We start from the raw sequence: 21,669 nt of genomic DNA, 5'->3' as shown, positions 1-21,669 counted from the left end.
GCGTTGGGGTGCGTGCATCGCAAGGCGGAGGAGGGAGTCCATGCGGAGCATCGGCGACTGACGACAACGCGGCGAGGTGCGTGCCCCGGCGTCGCACGCCCGGCGGGAATTGTCAGACACGCCCTAGCACGTCGAGGAGTTGGGCGGTGTCGGCGGCCGGGTGCGGGGCCTGCCAGGCGCTGCGGCCCTCGGGGCGGACGAGGGCGCACCGGTGGGGGAACGCGGCACCCGTGCCTGGGGCCGCTGCGCCACCCGCGTCCGCCTCGCCGCCCGGCGGGCCGCTCAGCGGGCCGGCGACCGAGCCGGTGCATCAGGCCTGCCGTGGCGGGCAGGTATGAGGGGTCGCCCGGCATCGGGGTGTGGCGACCGGGCCGGCCCCGGATGCGGCCGGGAGGGCGTGGGAGGGACGGCGGGCATGGGCGAGCTGGACGGCAGGACGGCGCTGGTGACGGGCGGGTCCCGTGGGATCGGACGGGCGGTCGCCCGGCGGCTCGCCGACGACGGCGCGCTGGTCGCGGTGCACTACGGCGGCAACGAGGAGGCCGCCGCGGAGACCGTGAAGCTGATCGAGGGGGCGGGCGGCCGGGCGTTCGCGGTGCCGGCCCGGTTCGACCGGAGCGACGGGCCGGACCGGCTGCTCCAAGGCCTCACCGCCGGGTTGGCGGAGCACGGCGAGGACGGCCTGGACATCCTGGTCAACAACGCGGGCGTGCACCTGGCCGGTTCGATCGGCGAGATCACCGAGGAGGAGTTCGACCGGGTGATGGCGGTCAACGTCCGCGCGCCGCTCTTCGTGATCCAGCGGACCCTGCCACTGCTGCGGGACGGCGGCCGGATCGTGAACGTGGCCTCGGCGGCCGCCCGGATCGCCTCGCCCCTCCAGATCGGCTACACCGTCAGCAAGACGGCCCTGGAGGCGCTCGCCGCGCCGCTCGCCAACGAGCTCGGCCGGCGCGGGATCACCGTCAACACCGTCAACCCGGGCGTGATCCTCACCGACATGACCTCGGCGTGGACCAGCGCCCCCGAGGCGATGGCCGGGCTGGAGTCGATCACCGCCCTGGGCCGGATCGGCACGCCCGAGGACGTCGCGGACGTGGTCGGCTTCCTGGCCGGGCCGCGCGGCCGCTGGGTGACCGGCCAGACCGTCGACGCCTCCGGCGGCACCTACCTGGGGCCGATCCCGCCGGGCAGCCCGCGTGCCGCCGCCGGGACGAGCGAGCCGGGTGCCGCGGAGTCCTGACGGGCGGCACGGTCCTCCGGCGCGGGCGGGGTCGAGGCGCCTGGAGGCGCGGTGGGAACCGGAGGCCGACCGGACGCGTGATCATGAGGCATGAGCACACATCTCCCCGAGGAGCCGGCGACCCCCGCGCTGGTCGTCGACGCCGATGTCATGGAGCGCAACATCGCCCGGATGAGCGCGGCGGCCCTGGAGGGCGGCTTCGCGGTGCGCCCGCACGCCAAGACCCACAAGTGCCCGGAGATCGCGCGGCGCCAGCTCGACGCCGGTGCGGTGGGCCTGAGCGTGGCCACCGTCGGCGAGGCGGAGGTCTTCGCCCGGAACGGCGTGTCCGACCTCTTCATCGCCTACCCCCTGTGGGTCGACGACGCCAAGGCCCGTCGGCTGCGCGCCCTCGCGGACTCGGTCGCCCTGCGGGTGGGCGCGGACTCCGTGGAGGGTGTCCGGCGGCTGGGGCGGGCGCTGCGGGGGGCGGCGGCCCCCGCGCAGGTGATGATCGAGATCGACTCCGGTCACCACCGGACCGGGGTCGTTCCGGCCGACGCGACCGAGATCGGCCTCGCCGCCGTCGACGCCGGGCTGGAGGTGGCGGGGGTCTTCACCTTCCCCGGCCACGGCTACGGCCACGACCCCCGCGCCCGCGAGCACGCCGCCCGCGACGAGGAACGGGCGCTCGGCGAGGCCGCGGAGGCCCTGCGGGCCGTGGGGATCGCGGTGCCGGTGGTGAGCGGCGGGTCGACGCCGACGGCCGGGCAGTGGCGGTCGGGCGCGGTGAACGAACTGCGCCCGGGGGTGTACGTCTTCAACGACGCGACCCAGCTGGCCATCGGCAGCTGCACCGCGGACGACCTCGGGCTCTACGCGCTCGCGACCGTGGTGAGCACCCCGGGCCCCGGCCGTTTCGTGCTCGACGCGGGCAGCAAGGTGCTGGGCTCCGACGCATCGCCGTGGGTCCGCGGCCACGGCTACCTCCCGGACCACCCGGACGCGGTGGTGGCCTCCCTGTCCGAGCACCACGCCACCGTCGTGCTGCCCGAGGGCGGGCCCACTCCCCGCCTGGGTTCCCGGGTCGCCGTCGTCCCGGTCCACGTCTGCACTCCGGTGAACCTGGCCGACACCCTGGAGGTGGTCCGGGCCGGCGAGGTCGTCGACCGCTGGACGGTGGCCGCTCGGGGCGCCAACAGCTGAACGGCGGCTGCCCTACGGCCGGAGCGCCTCCCTGGTGCGGAGCAGGACGGCCGCGGCGGCCCGGTCGGTGGACCGGTCCACCCGGCGCCCGGCCCCCTTCGCGGTCTTCAACGACAACATCCCGTCGTGGAAGCCCTGCTGACCCGGTAGGACGCAGGGCTCCGGGGCACTACGGGTGTGGCGCTACGGTGCGCGCTACGACGCGAGGCGGTCGGGCAGCGCCACCGCGTGCAGGCAGGGGTGCCGCCCCGTGCCCTCCGGGGCGGACAGGACGGTGGCGACCTCACCGGTGATCTCCACCCGGAGGTCGCCGTCGCGGTTCGTCCAGACCGGTCCGCCGCCGGGGCCCACAGCCTCGGTGACGCGGACCACGACGACGGGCGGCGGGGCGTGCCCGCCGATCGACCCGGGCAGGGTCACCGCGTAGCGGCGTTCAAGGCTCTTCATGGCCGGCCTCCTCGTCGGACTCCCCGCCCGGTGGCGTCGATTCTCCTCCGAGCTCAGGCCGTCGTACACGAACGGTGACCGTCTTCGCAGCACCCTTCGGCCCGGCACGGTGCCGGGCCCCGGAATCGATGGTCGCCCAGGCGCCTACCCGGCCGGGGCCGCTGCACACGCCCGCCCCGGCGCCACTCCGCCACCCGTCTCGACGGACCGGCGGGGCGGCAGGGCGGCGGACCGGCGGACCGGTCGGGCGGACCGACCGGGCGCAGACCCTGGTGCGGGCGGTCCGGAGCGGGCAGGCTGCTGCTGCCCGCTCCGGCCGTCTGCCCGGGCGGGCCCCGCCGCCCAACCGCCCGCCGCCCGACCGCCCGCCGTACGAAAGCGAGACCGTGACCATGAGCGACGACCCCCGAGCCGGCACCGTCGACGGGCTGCTGCGCCGGAGCGCCCGCCGGGCCCCCGATCGCGTCGCGCTCACCTTCGCCGACCGCAGCTGGACCTACCGGCAGCTCGACGACGCGGTCAGCCGCGCCGCCGGGCACCTGCTCGGGCTCGGTCTGCGGCCCGGCGACCGGGTCGCCGCCTACGGGCGCAACTCCGACGCCTACGCGATCGCCTTCCTCGCCTGCGCCCGGGCCGGACTGGTGCACGTCCCGGTCAACCACGCCCTCACCGGCGAGGAACTGCGCTACCTGCTCGGCCAGTCCGGCACCCGCGCGGTGCTCAGCGACCCGGCGCTCGCGCCGGAGGTCGAGCGGGTCCGGGACGGCCTGGCCGTCGAACACGTGCTGCCGCTCAGGGCGGACCCGACCGGGCTGCCGGAGGCCTCGCTACCGGGAACCGAGTTGCCGGGGGTCGAGTCTCCGGGGGCCGAGTCTCCGGGGACCGGCCTGCTGGAGGCCGCGTCGGCCGGCCCCGTGCCCGAGCTCGGCACCGGCCCCGCCGACACCGAGCTCGCCCAGCTGCTCTACACCTCCGGCACCACCTCCCGCCCCAAGGGCGCGATGATGCCCCACCGCGCCCTGGTGCACGCCTACCTGTCCGCCATCCACGCCCTCGACCTGCGCGAGGACGACCGGCCGCTGATCTGCATGCCGCTGTACCACTCGGCGGCCCTGCACGTCTTCCTGCTCCCGTACCTCGCCGTCGGCGCCTCCGTCCTGCTGCTGGAGTCGCCCGACATCCCCGAACTGCTCCGGCGGATCGAGGGCGACCGGATCGGCTCGCTGTTCCTGGCGCCGACCGTGTGGGTTCCGCTGGCCAACCACCCGGACCTCGACCGGCACGACCTGTCCTCCCTGCGCAAGGCCCAGTACGGCGCCTCGATCATGCCGGTGGCGGTGCTCGACCGGCTGCGCGCCCGCTACCCGCAGGTGGGTTTCTACAACTGCTTCGGCCAGTCCGAGATCGGCCCGCTGTCCACGGTGCTGCGGCCCGAGGAGCACCTCGACCGCCCGGCCTCCTGCGGACGCCCGGTGCTGTTCGTGGAGACCCGCGTGGTGGACCGGGACGGCACCGAGGTGCCGCCCGGCACCCCCGGCGAAGTCGTCTACCGCTCACCGCAGTTGTGCCTCGGCTACTGGGACTCGCCCGAACAGACCGCCGAGGCCTTCAAGGACGGCTGGTTCCACTCCGGGGACCTGGTGGTCGCCGACGAGGCCGGCTACCTGACCGTGGTCGACCGGATCAAGGACGTCATCAACACCGGCGGGGTGCTGGTCGCCTCCCGGGAGGTCGAGGAGGCCGTCTACAGCCACACCGTCGTCGCGGAGGTCGCGGTGATCGGCGTACCGGACGAGAAGTGGATCGAGGCGGTCACCGCCTTCGTCGTCGTCCGGCCCGGCACCGCCGCCCCCACCGAGGCGGAACTGATCGCCCACGTCAGGAGTCGGCTCGCACCGTTCAAGGTGCCGAAGCAGGTCCTCTTCGTCACCGAACTGCCCCGCAACCAGAGCGGCAAGCTCCTCAAGCGCGAACTCCGGGCCCGGGCCTCCGGGATCCGCTAGCCCGACCGGTCGGGGCGGCGAGGGTCACGGCGTGGTCCGGACCGGGAAGCCGGTGGCGCGGCCCTGGCTCTTCAACCAGGTGAGCACCTGGCCGAGGGCCTCGACGGTCTGCTGCCGGTCGCCGCCGCCGTCGTGGAACAGGACGGTCGGGCCGTTGCCGAGCTCCTTCTTGACGGTCTCGACGATGGCCGCCGTGCCGGGCTTCTCGAAGTCCTTCGAGTCGACGTTCCAGCCGAGCGGGCGCATGCCGTTCGCGGCGGCGATCCGGCGGCTGTCGGGGGTGAACGAGCCGCCGGGAGCCCGGTAGTACATGACCTCGGCGCCGCCGGCGGCCTGCTCGATCATCTTCTTCGCGTCCAGGATCTCCCGCTCCTGGTAGGCGACGGGCTTCTTGTCCATCGAGGTGTCGTGGTCCACGGTGTGGTCGCAGAGCCGGTGACCGGCCGCCACCACCTGCTTGACCAGGTCCGGGTGGGCCTTGGCCTGCGGTCCGATCATGCAGAAGGTCGCCTTCACCCCGTACCGCTTGAGCACGTCGAGGACCTTCGGGGTCCAGACCGGGTCGGGGCCGTCGTCGATGGTGATGTTGACGGCGTTGCCCCCGGCCTCCGAGGCGTGGGCTATGCCCTCGGGTATCCGCCCCTGCTGCCCACCGCCACCGCCGCCCTGGGCGCCGTCCTGACCGCCCTGCCCCTCGGCGGACCCGTCCTGGCCCTGGGCGACGTTCCGGTCGTGGCCGGGGACCGTCGCGGTGACCGTCGGAACCGCCCACGCCGTCGCCGCCGCGACGACGACCGCCACCGCGACGGCCGCCCGCGACCGGTTGCCCACGTTCCCCACGCGCGCCTTGAAATCCATCAACGACCCCTCCCCCGGCTCCACCTGCGTGTTCTCCGAGGTCGAGGACGTCAGCCACCCCACCGGGGTTCCCCGCTGCGACGCGCGTAGCAGACCGGTGACATTTCCCGTCGGGACGCGCTGACGCTCAGTGGGGCGGCGAGGGCCGCGAGGGTGGCGATGGCGGCGATGGCGGCGAGGGCCGCGAGGGTGGCGAGGGTGGCGATGGCGGCGGGCTCACGGAGCCGGCTCCGGATCGTCGGCCACGTGCCTACCAGCGGTCGTGCACCTGCGGCCGGATGCGGCGGTCGTACAGCTCCCGTACGGCGTCGAGCGTCGGGGCGGGCAGCGGGGCCAGCCCGGCGGCCGCGGCGTTGGCGCGGGCCTGGGCCACGTTGCGGGCCCCGGGGATCACCGTCGTGACCCCGGGCTGCTGGATGATCCACCGCAGCGCCGTCTGCGCCGCCGTGGCCCCCTCGGGCGCGAGCGCGGCGAACTCCCGGGCCGCCTCGACGCCCGTGGCGAAGTCCACGCCGGAGAAGGTCTCGCCCTGGTCGAAGGCCTCGCCGTGGCGGTTGTAGGTGCGGTGGTCGTCCGGGCCGAAGACGGTCCGCTCGCTGTAGCGGCCCGAGAGCAGCCCCGAGGCGAGCGGCACCCGCGCCAGGATTCCCACCCCGGCCGCCTCCGCGGCGGGCAGCACCCGCTCCAGCGGCTTGAGCCGGAAGGCGTTCAGGATGATCTGCACGCTGGCGACGCCCGGGCGCGCGATCGCGGTCAGCGCCTCCGCGCACGTCTCCACGCTCACCCCGTAGGCGGCGATCCGCTCCTCCGCCACCAGGGTGTCCAGGGCGTCGAACACCTCGTCCGAGGAGTAGACCGGCGTCGGCGGGCAGTGCAGCTGCACCAGGTCCAGCCGCTCCACGCCCAGGTTCTCCCGCGAACGGTCCGCCCAGGAACGGAAGTTGGCGAGCTGGTAGTGCTCGGGCCGCTGCTCGACCCGGCGGCCGAACTTGGTGGCGACGAACACCTCCGCGTCCGGGCGCTCCTTCCGGAACCGGCCGATCAGCCGCTCACTGCGGCCGTCGCCGTAGACGTCGGCGGTGTCGAGGAGCGTGACCCCCGCCTCCACGGACGCCTCCAGCACGGCCAGGGCGTCCTCCTCCCGGACGTCACCCCAGTCCGCACCGAGCTGCCAGGTGCCGAGTCCGACCACCGAGACGGGACGGCCGGTACGGCCGAGTACGCGCTGTTCCATGCCAGGAGCCTCTCACGCCGCACCGACCCGTGCCGCCGGGGGCCGGACGTCCGAGGGCGTGGAGCGGCACCGGCCGGCTCGGGCCCGACCCAGGCGCGGCAGCGAACGCAGACGACCCCTCAGGGGGACCGGGCCGATTGCCGCCCCGACTCCCTGGGTGGTCCTCCACCCAGGGAGTCGGTTCCACGACGACTGCGAACACGGGCGCAGGCCGCCTACTGCGACTTCGCGCCCCGGCTACCGGGCAGGGAGTCGAGGTGGGCGAGCAGTGGGGCGGTGCCGTCCTCCGTGGCGAGGCCGCGGGCGAGCCGGGTGGCGCGGTGGCGGTGGATCGGGTCGGTCAGGCAGGCGGTGATCGCGTCGCCGAGGGCTTCGGCGGTAAGTTCCTGGAACGGCACGGGCCGGGGGGCCACCCCCAGGTCGTGCAGCCGGGCCGCCCAGAACGGCTGGTCGGCCAGCACGGGCACGGCGACGGCGGGCACCCCGGCCCGCAGGCCGGCTGCCGTGGTGCCGGCTCCGGCGTGGTGGACGACGGCGGCGGTGCGCGGGAACAGCCAGTCGTGCGGGACGTCGCCGATGGTCAGGACGTCGCCGCCGCGGCCGTTCAGCTCGGCCCAGCCCGCCTGGACCACCGCCCGTACGCCCGCCCGCTCGACCGCCGTGGCGACCAGCCCGCTGAGCCGCTCCCCCTCCCCGACCGCCATGCTGCCGAAGCCGATGAACACCGGGGGTGGGCCGGCCCGGAGGAAGTCGACCAGCTCGGCCGGGGGCTGCCAGCCGTCCGGCCGTGCGGGCCACCAGTAGCCCGCCACCCGGGCCGAGGACGGCCAGTCGGCGGGGCGCGGCAGCACCAGCGGACTGTAGCCGTGGAAGGCGGGCCGGATGTCGGCCGCTGCCGTGGGCGGCGGGTCGGCGGGCAGTCCGAGCCGGGCGCGCAGCCTGGTCACGGCGTCCGCGAAGAGCCGTTCCGCTCGCCTCAGCACGTCCCGGCCCGCCGCGAGGTTGCCGTCCGGTCCCAGGTCGTCCGCGTTCCGGGAGTTGGGCAGCGCGAACTCCCGGGTGGCGAACGACGGGGCGAGGTAGCTGCCGACGACGGGGACGCCGAGCGCCTCGCCGGCCGCCCGGCTCAGCGGGGCCGGGCCGAAGGCGGTGAGCACCAGGTCGGCCCCGCCTGCCGCCGCCGCCGCGACCCCGTCGGCCAGACCGTCCGTGTAGGCCCGCAGCGCCGCCTGGGTCTCCGCGCGCGACGTCGCCCGGGAGAACTCCCGGACCAACGCCTGCGGGTCTCCCGGCACCGGCCGGTGTTCGAGGCCGCAGTCGGCGAGCAGCCCGGCGAAGGAGGCGTGGGCGGCCACGGCGACCTGGTGGCCCGCGTCCGACAGCCGCCGCCCCAGCCCGGTGTAGGGGGCGACGTCTCCTCGTGAACCGGCCGTGACGATCAGAATGCGCATGGCCCGATTCTGCCGCCTCCCGCCGCAACTCCGCTCCCACGTTCCGCTGTTGCGGACGGCGGTGAGGGCGCGGCGTCGGCTTCGGCTTCGGCCGGGCGGCCCTGCGCGGGGGGGTGTCAGGGGGTGGCCGTGAGGAGGGCGGTCTGGAAGACGTAGCGGTTCCACGGGGTGCGTGGGTCGCGGCCGGTGGTGGTGGCGAGGCGGCGGAGGCGGTAGCGGACGGTTTGGGGGTGGAGGTGGAGGCGGGCGGCCGCGCCGGCGGCGCCGTCGGCGTAGATCACCGCGTCGAGGGTCCGCCGGGTGTCGTCGTCCTGGGCGAGGTGGCCGAGCACGGCCTCGGTGACCCGGGCGGGGGCCGCGTCCGGGTGTCCGGTCACCAGGGCCACCACCTCCAGGTCGCCGCGGTCGAGGACCCGGCGCTCGGTCCGCACCAGGGGTGGGGCGTGCCGGAGGCCGTGGAGGGCCAGGCGGTAGTCGCGCGGGGCGGTGGCGGCGGTGACACCGGTGAGCCGGGCGCCGGTGAGGGTGTGCGCGCCGGTCAGGCGGTCCAGTGCCGCCGGGTCGGCCGCCTTGAGCAGGGCGACCCCGACGCCGTCCATGACGGTGTGCAGCGAGGTGAGTTCGAGCTCGCCGGACCGGCCGGCGGCCCGGGGGTCGAGGGCGGTGGCCACCAGCGCGGCCGCCTGCGCCGCTTCGGCGGCTCCGAAGGCTCCGGCGGCTCCGGCGGCTCCGGCGACACCGACGGCCGGGGAAACCACCAACAGGTCGAAGATGGCGGGCAGTTCGGCGTCGAGTTCGCGCAGCCGCGCGCGCAGGGTGCCGGCGTGGCTCTGCCGGCCGAGCAGCAGGTCCGCGAGGAGGCCGCGCAGCGCGCGTTCACGGTCCTCGCTGAGGATGCGGCCGGTGGACTCGTAGCCGTCGAAGACCGCCTCCGAGGACTGGTCGAGCACCGTCAGCCAGACCCGGGCCAGCGCGCTGAGGTCGCGCGATGTGACGGCGTCGGGGAAGCGTTCGCCGATCCGGTCGAAGAAGGCCAGCGCGGCGACCCGGTAGGCGCGCAGCACGGCTGCCAGCGGGCGGGCGTCGCGGGCCCGGACGGCGCCGACGCCGCGGAACATCCGGAGGTCCTCGGCGTCCAGGGCGCCGTCCACCGACCACAGGTCGAGCACCCGGCGGAGGGTCCAGACGATCAGGGAGCGGACCTCTTCGAGCTGGCGGGCGTCGAGGTTCGCGTAGGCGGGGATCTCCCGGGTGACGGCGGCCAGGGCGGCCTCGACCATGCCGGGCTGGTCCGCCAGGATCCGCGCCACGGCGGCAGGCCGGGCGGCGGCAGGGCCGTCGGCGGCAGGCCGGTCCGCAGCGGCCCCGGCGCCCGCCGACGCGCCCCCTACCGGTGTGCCGTGCTCCGGTGGCACAGTCTTCTTCATCACCACCTGACAAGCCTAGTGCCCGCCCCCGCGGCCCGCCCGTGACCATGGGGACCGTACGGTCGTCGCGCCCGGGCGACGGCGGATTCCCCCGAGGGAGAGCTGAATGCCGTTCCAGCCTGAGGTGATCGTGGTCGGGGCCGGCCTGGCCGGACTGGTGGCGACGCACGAGCTGGCCAAGGCCGGCCGGCGGGTGCTGGTCGTCGAGCAGGAGAACCGGCGGAACCTCGGCGGCCAGGCGTTCTGGTCGCTCGGCGGCCTCTTCTTCGTCGACAGTCCGGAGCAGCGGCGGGTCGGGATCAAGGACTCGCTGGAGCTGGCCCGGCAGGACTGGCTCGGTTCGGCCGGCTTCGACCGCCCGGACGACGAGGACGTCTGGGGCCGGCGCTGGGCCGAGGCGTACCTGGCGTGGGCGGCGGGCGGCAAGCGCGGCTACCTGCGCGAGCTGGGCCACCGGGTGGTGCCGCTGGTGGGGTGGGCGGAGCGGGGCGCCGGTTCGGCCACCGGCCACGGCAATTCGGTGCCGCGCTTCCACATCACCTGGGGCACCGGGCCGGGCGTGGTGGAGGCCTTCCTGCGCCCGGTGCTGCGGGCGGAGCGCGCCGGGCTGGTGCGGTTCGCCTTCCGGCACCAGGTGGACGAGCTGCTGACGGAGGACGGCCCGGGCGGCGCGGTGGTCGGCGTGCGGGGCTCGGTGCTGGCGCCTGACGACTCGGCGCGCGGGGTGAAGTCCTCGCGTGAGGTGACCGGCCCGTTCGAGGAGCGGGCGGCGGCGGTCGTGGTGACCTCCGGCGGCATCGGGCACAACCACGCGCTGATGCGCGCCAACTGGCCGACGGAGCGGGTCGGTCCGGCGCCCGAGCACCTGATCTCCGGTGTGCCCGCCCACGTCGACGGCCGGATGCTGGCCATCACCGAGCGGGCGGGCGGCCGGGTGGTCAACCGCGACCGGATGTGGGCCTACACCGAGGGGGTGCACAACTGGGACCCGGTCTGGCCGGACCACGCCATCCGGATCCTGCCGGGCCCGTCCTCGATGTGGTTCGACGCGGAGGGGCAGCGGCTGACCGGGATGTCCGGGGTGCCGGGGGCCGACTCGATCGGCGCGATGAAGCAGATCCTGGCCACCGGCCACGACTACTCCTGGTTCGTCCTGACCCAGTCGATCATCGAGAAGGAGTTCGCACTCTCCGGCTCGGAGCAGAACCCCGATCTGACCGGCCGCGACCTCAGGTTCGCGCTGCGGAGCCGGCTGGCGAAGGGCGCCCCCGGGCCGGTGGAGCGGTTCAAGCGGCACGGCGAGGACTTCGTGGTCGCCCGGACACTGCCCGAGCTGGTCGCGGCCATGAACGGGATCGCCCGCGGCCCGAAGCTCGACCTCGCCTTGATCGAGCGTCAGATCATCGCCAGGGACCGGGAGTTGGGCAACGAGTTCAGCAAGGACGTGCAGGTGATGGCGATCCACAACGCCCGCCGGTCGCTGACCGACCGGATCGCCCGGGTCGCCCGGCCGCACCGGATCCTCGACCCGGCGCACGGCCCGCTGATCGGCGTACGGCTCAACATCCTGTCCCGCAAGACCCTCGGCGGCCTGCAGACCGATCTGGACTCCCGGGTGCTCGGCGCCGACGGGGCCCCCGTCCCGGGCCTGTACGCGGCCGGGGAGGTGGCTGGCTTCGGCGGCGGGGGCGTGCACGGGTACAACGCCCTGGAGGGCACCTTCCTCGGCGGGTGCATCTTCTCCGGGCGGGCGGCCGGCCTCGCCATCTCCCGTACGCGCTGAGCGGATTGACGATTCGTCAGCTGGTGAGCCAGGGCGCCTCGGGGAGCTTGGCGTCGGCGTTGCGGCCGGAGAACTCCACGGTGGCCGGTGTGCCCAGGCCCGCCATCCGCATGGTGACCCGGCGCAGCGAGCCGTCGCCGTCCACCCAGTAGGTGAGCGGCGAGCGGTTGCCGTCCGGCGCTGCGCCCTGGGCGCGCGGGCCGGAGAAGCGGTCGTAGCTGCGGCCGTCGATCCGGTCCTGGCCGAGCCAGCGGGCGCCGGACTGGGCGAGCAGCACCGGGTTGTCGGGGCGGTCGGCGCCGAGTTGGGTGAGCAGTTGGAGGCCGGCGTCCAGCGGGTCGGCGGTGTACGAGCGCGGCGACCAGCCGGAGCGGGGGACGTGTTCGGCCTGCTGCCAGGGCGGGCTCTGGTCGCCCGCGGGTTCGGGGGCGAGGCCGAGGCCGCCGGTGTCCCAGACCACCAGCCCGTGGTCGAGCGGACCGCTCGCTCCGCTGGACCGGTAGCGGCCGGCGCCCCGGTGGGTGCGGTAGTCGACGACCCCCTCGACCTGGATCCGCACTCCCCCGCCCTCGTCCGCGGTGAGCACCACGTTCACGGGGCTGGCCTGGTAGAGGTTCAGCCGGGACAGCGCCAGGCGGGCGGCCTCGTCGCTGCTGACCGGCCGCTCCGAGGCCTGGTCGGAGACCGTCCGGTACGCGGCGACGCCGCCCGCGACGGCGGCGCACACCGCGAACGCGACCAGCGCCGTCAACCAGCGGGGGCGGCGGCGCCGGGACGGTTCTGCGGCGGGGGCCTTCGTCTTCCGGGCCATGCGGGGGTGTGCTCCGATCGGTCGTTGCGGTCAGGCCGTCAGGCGGTCAGGCGGGTGCGCCGATGGGCGGTCGGGCGGGTGGGCCGACCGGGCCGGGTGGTTCGGGCCGGCCGGGTACGGGAACCGGGCGGGTCCGCGGTCCTCTCGGTCCGCGGATCCGCCCGGTCCGGGCGTCACCCCGTCAGGCCGGGGTGGGTGGCCGACAGCAGGGCTACTGGTGCTGGCCCCGGCGTCGGCGCACCACCAGGAACAGTCCCGCGCCGAGGGCGATCAGCACCGCGGCGCCGGTCGCGATCAGCGGCATGCCGCTGCTGGCCCCGGTGTGCGGGAGTTCGCCGCCGGGAGCGGGCGCCGGTGGGGCCGGCGTGCTCGGCGGGGTCGTGGCCGGAGTCGGCGTCGGGGTCGGCGTCGACGAGGTGGTGGGTGTCGGGGTGGGGATGAGCTTGTTGACGGCGGTGACGCCGACCCCGTCCTCCAGGTTGTCGGCGGTGAGCACCAGCGGCCCGAAGACCGTGTTGTCGGGCGCCGAGTAGCCGTCGGGCGGGCTCAACTCCTGCCAGTAGTACGTCCCGGGCACGCCGGTGCCCTGGCAGATGCCGTCCTTGCCGGTGGTGCACGGGTCACCGACGGGCGTGTCCGGCTTGGCCCCGGTGGCCTGGAGGCCGTCGGTGCCGTTGGTCTCGTGCCAGAGCTGGAACGTGGCACCGGCGAGCGGCTTGCCGTCCTGGTCGTTCTTGACCAGCTTGAGCGCGCCCTCCTGCTGGCGGTAGCCGAAGTCGAAGGTGTGGTCGTTCTCGCCCGGTCCTCCGGTGGTCAGCGCCCGTTCCGGGAACTTGGCGCCGGCGGGGACGATGCCCTTCGAGTCGATGAAGTGGTTGTCGCCGACGTCGTGGTCGGTGGGCACCCAGTGGTACAGCGGGCCGCCCTTGGCGTAGTCGGCGGGGTTGTCGATCCGGATGGTGTACTTGGTGTGCGGCTTGAGGCCTCCGGGGACGTTGCTGTTGTCGAAGTAGTACTCGCCGCGCGCCGTGGTCCTCGTGGTGCCGAGGACCTTCCCCGACTCGTCGTAGAGGTTGACGGTGGCGCCCTTGACCGGGGTCTGGCCCGGGTTCTGGATGCCCTTGCGCTCGGGGTCGTACCAGACCCGGTTGCCGATCTGCAGCGGCGCCTGGTCGCAGAGCACTTCCAGGTCACCCATGGCCGCGCCCTTGCCGAACGGGGAGCCGGTCCCCGCCGGGGTCAGCCGCAGCCCGAACTTCGGGTCGTTGCTGCCGTCCGCGCGCTCCATGAAGGAGGTGCCGTAGCCGACCGGGGTGTGGTCCGGGTCGAAGGCGGAGCCCGCCACGGTGCTCTCGACCTTCGAGAGCGCGATGCCGGCGAACACCGTGTTGTGGTGGCCGACCGCGTCCCAGCCGGTGGAGAAGAACCGGGCACCGCGGACGGTCTTGCCGCAGCCGAGGTTGACGTCCATCACGTACGTGCCGTTCGACGGGCAGGCCTTGTTGAGGTCGCCGCCGGACATCACGGTGGCCGAGTTGGGCGCCGGGGCGCCCGGTCCGCGGTCAGCGAAACGGTCCTTAAAGGCCAGCAGCATCGAGCCGTCGGTCTCGAACAGGATCTCGCCGAGCTCGGGCTCGGGGAACGCGATGGTGCTGTTGCCGCAGACCTTGCCGTTCTGCGAGGCCGGGAAGGTGCTGGTCCAGGCGAACCAGCCGGCGCCGTCGCACGGGCCGCTGCCGACCGTGGACTGCCGCGGGTAGTCCATCGGCTGGTCCAGCACCGGCTTGCCGAACGCCCCGGTGCCCAGGTCGAACGGCAGGACCAGGGCGCGCACGTCCGTGAGCTTGCCGGTGGACTCGCCGGAGCAGACCCCGCCGAGGAAGCCGGTGCCGTCCTGCAGCCCCAGACCGTAGGGCCGCCAGTCCGCAGCCGACGGGCAGCCCGGGTCCGGGATCGGGTAGGCGGCCTTCGGCGCCGAGGCCGTCGGTGCGGTGGCGTCGTAGCGGTAGAGCTTGCGGTCGTTCAGGTTGACGACGAACAGGTCCTTGCCGTCGTCGGTGATCTTGATGCCGCCCAGGCTCTCCTTCCCGGGGACGTCGAGGAAGGCGTCGTCCGTCCCGGACCCGTGCGCGGTGCTGCCCGCGTTCGGGACGGTGGTGAAGACGCTCGTCCTCCCCGGCTTGGCGGGGTCGCTCAGGTCGGTGACGTAGATCCCGCCGGAGCCGGCGGGGCCGTAGTCGGTGGTGCGCTTGGCCGTCGCCGCGGAGAACACCCGCTTGTCGGCCTTGTTCCAGGCGATGCCGAAGATCGTCCCGGTGTCGGCGTCGGTGGCGACGTTCGTCGCGACGACGTCCTTGCCCGGGCCCTCCTGGCCGCGCGAGCCGTACGGGAAGGAGACCAGCGTGCGCTGGGACTTGCCCTGGTACGTGGGCGTCTGGCAGGCGGTCACCAGCGGCGCGTTCTTCTGGCAGTAGTCCGCCGGGTTCCACAGCCCGGTGGTGTAGGAGACGTTCTTGCCCCCGCCGAGGTCGACGAACTCCTCGTTGGAGCTGAGCCGGTTCGGCGCGCCGTCCAGGCCCTGGCGGGAGGCGAAGGCCGGGAACAGCACGCCCGGCTTCGGATTCACCACCTGGACGCGGTACTTGCCGCCGGTGGCCTTGCTGGTCGCGGGCGCCAGGGTGACCGTGCCGTCCGCCGCCGTGGTGCCGTCGACCGACACCCCGGCGTCGTCGGTGAGCGTCACCTTGACGCCCGCCATGTTCGGCTCCAGCGCGGGCGTCCAGGTGCCGGAGTCGTCCACGGCCCGGATCACCCGGACCGTGACCGTCCCGTCGCCGGTCTGCGAGACCGCCGCCGGGACCGCCGCCAGCGAGCTGCTGCCGACGACGACGGCGAGCGCCGCGATCCGGCCCACGACGCGGCGGCCGGACCGGCCCGGCCGTGACCGGTCCGGGCCGCGCGCGGCGCCGTTCATCAGTTCATTCGTTGTGTTCATCCCTGCTCTCATCGTCCGAAGAGCCCAAATGGCCCGACTGCCTGAGGGAGCCCACAGCGTGGCCTGAAACCGCTGTGGTTAACGTGAGCTTAAAGGGATTTCACCCAACCGGGTGGTCGATCGTGGAACTTTGATGACCTGTCAGACGTATCCACCACGACTCCCCTGACGAATGGTCACGATCCACCCCCTCCCACCAGCGGGAATCCGGGCCCGGACAAGCTCTCGACACGGAATGAGCGCCATGTCGACAAAGCCGCCCGACCACGGAGGGTGACCGAACCTCGAACAGCACTACGAATGCCCCGGGAATTCGGCACGGCCTGCACAGAACCGTCCACGATTCATTCCAACCCACCAACCCCAGGAGCAACGTTTGCCCGCGCTCGACCTCCCCCACGATCCGGCCGCGAACGGCACCACCCACCCCTGTCCTGCGTCAACACCGCTGACATAACCTGCGGGCATGAGCGAACGCGTGGTCCCCGAGCCCCAGCGCCGTCGGCGGCGACCCACCAAGCAGGGCGTCGTGCTCTCCCGGGAGCTGATCATCGACACCGCGCTGCGGCTGGTCGGGCAGCACGGCGCCGAGGCGCTCACCGTCCGCCGGCTCGGCACCGCGCTCGGCGCCGACCCCAGCGCCGTCTACCGCTACTTCCACAGCACCGACGACCTGCTGCTCGCCATCGCCGACGAGCTCATCGGGCGCGCCCAGGCCGGCTGGCGCCCCACCGGCGACTGGCGCGCCGACCTGCGCGCCATCGGCCTGCGGATCCACACCGCCTACCTCGCCCACCCCCAGGCCGCCCTGCTCGCCGCCCACCGCACCACCGGCCGCAGCCACGAGGCGGCCGCCGTCGAGACGATCCTCGGCGTGCTGCGCACCGCCGGCTTCCCCGACCCGGAGGCCGTCGCGATCTACCACGCCTTCGTCGACCAGAGCCTCGGCTTCGCCGCGCTGGACGCCGCCGCCCTCGCCCTCCCCGCCGCCGCGGCCACCGCCGACCTCCAGGTCTGGCAGGCCTCCTACGCCCGCCTCGACGCCACCACCCACCCCCACATCGCCGCCACCGCCCACCTGCTCTCCACCGACATGCGCCGCAGCGGCTACCCGTACGCCCTCGACCTGCTGCTCGACGCCGCAGCGGCCCGGCTGGCGGCGGGCTGAGGGGGAGGGGCCGCGCGGCGAGGCGGGCCGGGGCGGGCAAGGCGGGCCGGGGCGGGCGGTGCGAAGCCGAACGGCCCCGGCCCACCGCAAAGGGCGGGCCGGGGCTGCGGTGCCGGGCCGCCGGACGCTGCGGTCCGGCGGCCGGGTGCGGGGCATGGTCGGGTCACTCGGCCGCGTGGACCAGCTCGCCCCCCACGTAGGTGCGCAGCACGCGGGCCTCGGCGATCTGCTCCGGGGGGCCGGTGAGGATGTCGCGGTCGAGCACGACCAGGTCGGCGAGGTGTCCGACGGCGAGGGTGCCGGCGTCGTCGTGGCCGTTCACGTGGGCGGAGCCCGCGGTGTAGGCCGCGAGGGCGGAGGCGAGGTCGAGGCGCTGCTCGGGCAGGAAGACCCGGCCGTCGGTGGCGCCGGGTTCCCTCCGGTTGACGGCGACGTACAGGCCCGCCAGCGGGTCGGGGCTGCTCACCGGCCAGTCGCTGCCCGCCGCGAGGGTGGCGCCGGCCCGCTGGAGCCCGCCGAAGGGGTACTGCCAGGCGGCGCGTTCGGGGCCGAGGAAGGGGATGGTGAGTTCGTCCATCTGCGGTTCGTGCGCGGCCCACAGCGGCTGGATGTTGGCGACGGCGCCGAGCCGGGCGAAGCGCGGCAGGTCGTCCGGGTGGACCACCTGGAGGTGGGCGAGGTGGTGCCGGGTGTCGCGTCGGCCGTTCGTCGCCCGGGCGGCCTCGACGGCGTCCAGCGCTTCACGGACGGCCCGGTCTCCGAGGGCGTGGAAGTGCACCTGGAAGCCGAGCGCGTCGAGTTCGGTGACGTACCCGCGGAGCGCGGCCGGATCGACGAAGCTGAGGCCGGAGTTGGCGGTGGCGCAGCCGCAGCCGTCCAGGTAGGGGCTGGTCATCGCGGCGGTGAAGTTCTCCGCGATGCCGTCCTGCATGATCTTCACCGAGCCGGCCCGGAACCGGCCGTGGCTCAACTCGGCGCGGCGGCGGACGAGTTCGGGGATCTGTTCGGCGCCGCGCGCGCGGTCCCACCAGAGCGCGCCGGTGACCCTGGCGGTCAGTTCGCCGGAGCGGGCGGCGGCGAGGTAGGCGTCGGACGGGTCCGGCTGGCCGTTGAACTCGCCGAGCAGGGCGTCCTGCCAGCCGGTGATGCCGAGCGAGTGCAGCAGGCGCTGGGCCCGGAGCAGGCCGGCCAGTCGCTGGGCGGCGGTGGCCGGGGGCACCAGGCGGGCGAGCAGTGCGGTGGCGCCCTCCTGGAGGGTGCCCGCCGGGGTGCCGTCGGGTTCGCGCTCGATCCGGCCGTCGGCCGGGTCGGGGGTGTCCCGGGTGAGGCCGGCCAGTTCCAGGGCCCGGGTGTTGGCCCAGGCACCGTGGTGGTCCCGGTTGGTCAGGTAGACCGGGCGGTCGGGGACGACGGAGTCGAGCAACTGCCGGGTGGGCAGGCCGCCTTCGAAGCTCTCCAGGGACCAGCCGCTGCCGGTGATCCACTCCTGGCCGGGGTTGGCCTCGGCGTAGTCGCGGATCCGGTCCAGGTACTCGGCCACGCCGACCGTGCCGGTGAGGTCGCAGGCGGCCAACTCGACGCCGCCGTAGACCGCGTGGACGTGGGCGTCCTGGAAGCCGGGCAGCAGCAGTTTGCCGGTGAGGTCCACGACCTCGGTGCGCGGCCCGATCAGCTGGTGGACCTCGTCGTGGCCGACGGCGCTGATCCGCCCTCCGGTCACGGCCAGGCTGCTCGCCCGGGTGCGGGCGGCGTCGCCGGTGTGGACGGGGCCGCGGGTGAGGACGAGGTCGGCCTCGGTCATGGGTGGTGCTCCTTCGTGCGGTACGGGGGTGCGTGCGGTACGGGGCGCGGGTCAGGCGGTCGGGTCGAGGAAGTACGGCGAGCGGCGCCGCCAGCGGGCCCAGGCCGCCGACGGGAGGCCGGTGACGATCATCAGTACCACCACGGTCAGCTCGAACCAGCCGTTGTCGGCGGACAGTTCGAAGTGGTCGGTGGAGTCGTAGAAGGTCCAGGCCAGGTAGCCGCCGACGGCGAGCAGTGCCGCCGCGCCGAGCAACGGGCCGACCACCGCGCGCAGGCCCTGCAGCGGGTCGGTGCGCAGCAGGCCGCGGAAGCGGACGGCGGAGGCGATGGCGGTGAGCGCGTAGTAGAGGGCGACGATGATGCCGATCGCGTTGACGGCGGCCGAGATCAGGTCGTTGACGGTCGGGATGGCGATCGAGGCGAGGGCGAGCAGCACGGCGAAGCCGGTGACCAGCAGGGTGCCGACGGCGGGGGTGGCGTGCCGGCGGTGCAGTCTGGTCCAGACCGGGCCGAGCACGCCGTCGCGCCCCATCGCGTACATCCCGCGCGCGGTCGGGATCACCGAGGACTGGAGCGAGGCCACCGCGGAGAAGGTGAGCGCGATCAACGGCAGTGCGGCGAGCGGCTGGTGGGCGAGGGTGGTGCCGAAGTAGGTGAGGCCGTGGGCGCCGTTGTCGGCCAACTCGTCGAGCGGGAGCACCCGTTGGAAGGCCGTCCCGGCGAGCAGGAAGAGCAGCATCATGACCACCAGGGCGAGGAAGCCGCCACGGGAGGCGTCCCGGGGGTCGCGGACCTCCTCGCCGACGCTGAACACGGACTCGAACCCCCAGTAGCAGAACACCGCGAGCACCATGCCCTGGGCCAGGGCGCCGAAGGAGGGCAGGTCGAAGGGGTTGAACCAGTGGAGCGAGAAGGGCTGGTCACCGGCGAACAGGCCGTAGCCGCAGAAGCCGAGCAGCACCGCGTACTCGAAGACCAGCAGGGCCTTCTGGAGGCGGGCGGCGAGGTCGAGGCCGCGGACGGCGACCAGGGCGGCGCCGATCAGGACGACCAGGCCGAGCAGGGTGCACTGGACGGTGGAATCGGCGTCCAGGCGCAGTCCGGCGATGCTGCGCAGGTGTGCCTCGTCGAGGAGTTGGATGACGGCCGAGCCGGTGACGGTGGTGGTGTAGGCCATGAAGACCACGGTGCCGACGGTGTTCACCCAGCCGGTGAGGAAGCCCAGCCAGGGGTTGAGCGTGCGGCCGACCCAGCGGTAGCTGCTGCCGGCGTCGGGTTCGACGGCGTTCAGGCGTCCGTAGCCGCCCGCGATGGCGAGCACGGGGAGGAAGGCCAGCAGCATGATCGCGGGCAGGTGGAGGCCGACGACGCCCGCCATCAGGCCGAGGCCGATCCCGATGCTGCTGGTGGCGGCCGTGCTGGAGGCGGCGATGACCGCGCCGTCCAGCAGGCCGATGGACTTGTGCATGACGCCGTGCTGCGCGCCGGTTCTCGGGCCGCTGCCCGTGTCGTCCCTCAGCGTCGATGCCAACGGATCACCACCTTGCTCGTGGGGGTGTGGGGGTGGGCGCGGATGTTCGGGGGGCGCCCGGGGGTGGGGGAAGTGCGAGCCATGAAACCGGCGGCGTCGTTTCACGTCAATGCTGTTGTCATAAGCGCTCGACCGACGGCGGTGGAAACCGCCCGGCGCTCCGGAACGTGCTCGTTCCCCTCCGGGCCCGACTCCTCGTACGGAGTCGGGCCCGGAGGGGAACGGCGGGCGCCGCTGCGGCGCCGCGCCTGGCCGTCAGTGCTTGAACGCGTCCTTGACCTTGGCCCCGGCCTGCTTGAGGTTGCCCTTGGCCTGGTCGCCGCGGCCCTCCGCCTCCAGGGCGCGGTCACCGGTGGCCCGCCCGACGGACTTCTTCACGCCGCCCTTGACCGCTTCGGCCTTGTGCGCGACCTTCTTGCCGATACTCATGACTGGATTCCTTTCGTGATGGCGTCCGACGCGCGGACGCGGCCGCCTACCGTCGGCCGGAGTCCCGGCCGAACAGCAGGTGCGACCTGCGGCGCCCGTTGTCGGCCGCCGGTACGTCGCCGGCCACCGGTACGTCGTCCTCCGGCATCGGGCCGAGGCGGGTGCCGGCCGTCTGTTCCCGAGTGCCGCCGGGCCGCCCGACGAGGTCCTGGCGCTCCCGCGCGAGGCCGTCCCGCGCGAGGCCGTCCCGCTCGGTGGCGGCCGAGGTCGCCTCGGCCCGAGCGGTGTCGCGCTGTTCGACCAGTTCGTCGCGGTGCTTCCCGGCGGCAGCCGTCTCCCGGCGGGAGCGCCGCAGTCCGCGGCGTGCGGTGGCCCCGCGCCGGGCGCCGGTCAGCAGGAGGGCGAGCCCCAGCATGCCGACGGCCCCGATGACGATGCCGTAGAGCAGCAGCGTGCCGGTGGAGCCTGTCACGTGGTACCCGAACACCGTGAACGCGTTGGTGAGCTCGTGCCCGCTGCCCGCGTTGCCGAGGATGCCGGCCACGGCGACGACGGCCGCGGCGGCCAGCAGGATGAGTCCGACGATAATGATCATGGCATGCTCCGTTCGGCTCTGTGCCGTGTGACGGTGGGGACGGATGAGTCCGGCCGACGGTGCGGCTCGCACCACCCGCCTCGCCCGGTACGCGTTCCCCCGCCCGGCCCCGGCCGGTACGCGTTCCCCCGCCGGGCCCCGACCGGGCCCGGCGAGCGCTGGGAGAGCAGACGGCCACGCCTACCAGTAGTGGCGGCGGCCGCCGACCTCGCGGCCGACCGCGCCCATGACCAACAGGACGAGGCCGATGAGCAGCAGGATGATGCCGACGGTCCACAGGATGGAAATGCCGCTGACGAATCCGATGACGAGGAGGATGACTCCGAGGACGATCACGACGAGCTCCGTTCTTTCGCCCTCCCGGTGTGGTCCTTCGCTGGTGCGGAGGCATGCTGCGCCTTCCCCGTTCTCGGGCTTCGATTCAGGAATCCCGGAATTTCCCTGGTGACCGCCGCCGGACGCGAGCCGGCCGGGGTGACCGGCTTGGCCGGGGCGGGCCGAATCGGCCGGGGCAACCAGGCCGACCGGTACACCGGCCCGCCCCGGGAGGTGCCGTTCGTCCGAAGCGGCTCCCGGGCCCGCGCACCGGGTGGTTCGCCCGCTCCCCCGGCGGCACCGGTGCGTGGTCGCGCGTGGTCGTGCCCGCTCCACCGGCGACCGGTCCACGGGTCTCGTCCCGGACAGTGGTTTTGACGTACCGTCGACA

General features: G+C 74.3%; 17 protein-coding genes. 5 read left to right on the top strand and 12 right to left on the bottom strand.

Going from position 1 to position 21,669, the window contains the following annotated elements; all coding sequences use genetic code 11:
- Positions 1-415 precede the first annotated feature (415 nt).
- Entirely contained in the window at positions 416-1,243 is an 828-nt protein-coding gene (locus ACZ58X_RS17720) for an SDR family NAD(P)-dependent oxidoreductase (protein WP_470334553.1), read from the top strand.
- Positions 1,244-1,333: 90 nt separating this feature from the next.
- A complete protein-coding gene (locus ACZ58X_RS17715; protein WP_470334552.1) occupies positions 1,334-2,428 on the top strand; it encodes an alanine racemase in 1,095 nt (364 codons plus the stop codon).
- Between the two features lie 195 nt (positions 2,429-2,623).
- On the opposite strand, the gene ACZ58X_RS17710 is transcribed toward ACZ58X_RS17715, so the two are convergent.
- Entirely contained in the window at positions 2,624-2,875 is a 252-nt protein-coding gene (locus ACZ58X_RS17710) for a DUF6296 family protein (RefSeq protein WP_470334551.1), read from the bottom strand.
- A gap of 392 nt (positions 2,876-3,267) precedes the next feature.
- On the opposite strand from ACZ58X_RS17710, the gene ACZ58X_RS17705 reads away from it, so the two are divergent.
- The gene (locus tag ACZ58X_RS17705) at positions 3,268-4,878 is read left to right on the top strand and encodes an acyl-CoA synthetase (protein ID WP_470334550.1); all 1,611 of its coding nucleotides are present in this window, start codon (positions 3,268-3,270) and stop codon (positions 4,876-4,878) included.
- A 24-nt stretch (positions 4,879-4,902) separates the two neighbouring features.
- Here ACZ58X_RS17705 and ACZ58X_RS17700 read toward each other — a convergent pair whose 3' ends face one another.
- From ACZ58X_RS17700 to ACZ58X_RS17685, 4 genes are all read right to left on the bottom strand, one after another.
- Positions 4,903-5,736, bottom strand: a complete 834-nt coding sequence (locus ACZ58X_RS17700) for a polysaccharide deacetylase family protein (protein ID WP_470334549.1) — start codon at positions 5,734-5,736, stop codon at positions 4,903-4,905.
- Between the two features lie 250 nt (positions 5,737-5,986).
- A complete protein-coding gene (locus ACZ58X_RS17695; protein ID WP_470334548.1) occupies positions 5,987-6,970 on the bottom strand; it encodes an aldo/keto reductase in 984 nt (327 codons plus the stop codon).
- A 215-nt stretch (positions 6,971-7,185) separates the two neighbouring features.
- The gene (locus ACZ58X_RS17690; RefSeq protein ID WP_470334547.1) at positions 7,186-8,421 is read right to left on the bottom strand and encodes a glycosyltransferase; all 1,236 of its coding nucleotides are present in this window, start codon (positions 8,419-8,421) and stop codon (positions 7,186-7,188) included.
- A gap of 116 nt (positions 8,422-8,537) precedes the next feature.
- The gene (locus ACZ58X_RS17685; protein ID WP_470334546.1) at positions 8,538-9,731 is read right to left on the bottom strand and encodes an RsbRD N-terminal domain-containing protein; all 1,194 of its coding nucleotides are present in this window, start codon (positions 9,729-9,731) and stop codon (positions 8,538-8,540) included.
- Between the two features lie 223 nt (positions 9,732-9,954).
- Between ACZ58X_RS17685 and ACZ58X_RS17680 the strand changes: the two genes are divergently transcribed.
- The gene (locus ACZ58X_RS17680; RefSeq protein ID WP_470334545.1) at positions 9,955-11,631 is read left to right on the top strand and encodes an FAD-binding dehydrogenase; all 1,677 of its coding nucleotides are present in this window, start codon (positions 9,955-9,957) and stop codon (positions 11,629-11,631) included.
- A 16-nt stretch (positions 11,632-11,647) separates the two neighbouring features.
- Here ACZ58X_RS17680 and ACZ58X_RS17675 read toward each other — a convergent pair whose 3' ends face one another.
- Positions 11,648-12,442, bottom strand: coding sequence for a hypothetical protein (locus ACZ58X_RS17675; protein ID WP_470334544.1), 795 nt, complete (start codon positions 12,440-12,442; stop codon positions 11,648-11,650).
- 211 nt (positions 12,443-12,653) lie between these two features.
- Positions 12,654-15,437 (bottom strand): SdrD B-like domain-containing protein, encoded by a 2,784-nt coding sequence (locus ACZ58X_RS17670; protein ID WP_470334543.1) that lies wholly within the window; start codon positions 15,435-15,437, stop codon positions 12,654-12,656.
- Positions 15,438-15,903: 466 nt separating this feature from the next.
- Here ACZ58X_RS17670 and ACZ58X_RS17665 point away from each other — a divergent pair, with 466 nt between their 5' ends.
- Positions 15,904-16,605, top strand: coding sequence for a TetR/AcrR family transcriptional regulator (locus tag ACZ58X_RS17665; RefSeq protein WP_470334542.1), 702 nt, complete (start codon positions 15,904-15,906; stop codon positions 16,603-16,605).
- Positions 16,606-16,768: 163 nt separating this feature from the next.
- Here ACZ58X_RS17665 and ACZ58X_RS17660 read toward each other — a convergent pair whose 3' ends face one another.
- The 5 genes from ACZ58X_RS17660 to ACZ58X_RS17640 all read right to left on the bottom strand — a co-directional run bounded on the left by ACZ58X_RS17660 (position 16,769) and on the right by ACZ58X_RS17640 (position 21,299).
- A complete protein-coding gene (locus ACZ58X_RS17660; RefSeq protein WP_470334541.1) occupies positions 16,769-18,406 on the bottom strand; it encodes an amidohydrolase in 1,638 nt (545 codons plus the stop codon).
- Between the two features lie 51 nt (positions 18,407-18,457).
- Positions 18,458-19,876, bottom strand: coding sequence for an APC family permease (locus ACZ58X_RS17655; protein ID WP_470334557.1), 1,419 nt, complete (start codon positions 19,874-19,876; stop codon positions 18,458-18,460).
- A 318-nt stretch (positions 19,877-20,194) separates the two neighbouring features.
- Positions 20,195-20,368 carry a CsbD family protein gene (locus ACZ58X_RS17650; protein WP_470334540.1) on the bottom strand — a complete coding sequence of 58 codons (174 nt, stop codon included), beginning with the start codon at positions 20,366-20,368 and terminating at the stop codon, positions 20,195-20,197.
- Between the two features lie 46 nt (positions 20,369-20,414).
- Entirely contained in the window at positions 20,415-20,963 is a 549-nt protein-coding gene (locus ACZ58X_RS17645; RefSeq protein WP_470334539.1) for a hypothetical protein, read from the bottom strand.
- A gap of 180 nt (positions 20,964-21,143) precedes the next feature.
- On the bottom strand, positions 21,144-21,299 hold the full coding sequence (locus tag ACZ58X_RS17640; RefSeq protein ID WP_470334538.1) for a DUF6131 family protein: 156 nt from the start codon (positions 21,297-21,299) through the stop codon (positions 21,144-21,146).
- Positions 21,300-21,669: the final 370 nt, after the last annotated feature.

The organism is Kitasatospora sp. NPDC040550 (assembly GCF_055594965.1).
This window is presented reverse-complemented; position numbering and strand designations above follow the sequence as displayed.

Coding starts and splice junctions, on each gene's coding strand:
- ACZ58X_RS17720 (WP_470334553.1), top strand. CDS start 416: ATGGGCGAGCTGGACGGCAGGACGGCGCTGGTGACGGGCGGGTCCCGT.
- ACZ58X_RS17715 (WP_470334552.1), top strand. CDS start 1,334: ATGAGCACACATCTCCCCGAGGAGCCGGCGACCCCCGCGCTGGTCGTC.
- ACZ58X_RS17710 (WP_470334551.1), bottom strand. CDS start 2,875: ATGAAGAGCCTTGAACGCCGCTACGCGGTGACCCTGCCCGGGTCGATC.
- ACZ58X_RS17705 (WP_470334550.1), top strand. CDS start 3,268: ATGAGCGACGACCCCCGAGCCGGCACCGTCGACGGGCTGCTGCGCCGG.
- ACZ58X_RS17700 (WP_470334549.1), bottom strand. CDS start 5,736: ATGGATTTCAAGGCGCGCGTGGGGAACGTGGGCAACCGGTCGCGGGCG.
- ACZ58X_RS17695 (WP_470334548.1), bottom strand. CDS start 6,970: ATGGAACAGCGCGTACTCGGCCGTACCGGCCGTCCCGTCTCGGTGGTC.
- ACZ58X_RS17690 (WP_470334547.1), bottom strand. CDS start 8,421: ATGCGCATTCTGATCGTCACGGCCGGTTCACGAGGAGACGTCGCCCCC.
- ACZ58X_RS17680 (WP_470334545.1), top strand. CDS start 9,955: ATGCCGTTCCAGCCTGAGGTGATCGTGGTCGGGGCCGGCCTGGCCGGA.
- ACZ58X_RS17675 (WP_470334544.1), bottom strand. CDS start 12,442: ATGGCCCGGAAGACGAAGGCCCCCGCCGCAGAACCGTCCCGGCGCCGC.
- ACZ58X_RS17670 (WP_470334543.1), bottom strand. CDS start 15,437: ATGAACACAACGAATGAACTGATGAACGGCGCCGCGCGCGGCCCGGAC.
- ACZ58X_RS17665 (WP_470334542.1), top strand. CDS start 15,904: ATGAGCGAACGCGTGGTCCCCGAGCCCCAGCGCCGTCGGCGGCGACCC.
- ACZ58X_RS17660 (WP_470334541.1), bottom strand. CDS start 18,406: ATGACCGAGGCCGACCTCGTCCTCACCCGCGGCCCCGTCCACACCGGC.
- ACZ58X_RS17655 (WP_470334557.1), bottom strand. CDS start 19,876: ATGCACAAGTCCATCGGCCTGCTGGACGGCGCGGTCATCGCCGCCTCC.
- ACZ58X_RS17650 (WP_470334540.1), bottom strand. CDS start 20,368: ATGAGTATCGGCAAGAAGGTCGCGCACAAGGCCGAAGCGGTCAAGGGC.
- ACZ58X_RS17645 (WP_470334539.1), bottom strand. CDS start 20,963: ATGATCATTATCGTCGGACTCATCCTGCTGGCCGCCGCGGCCGTCGTC.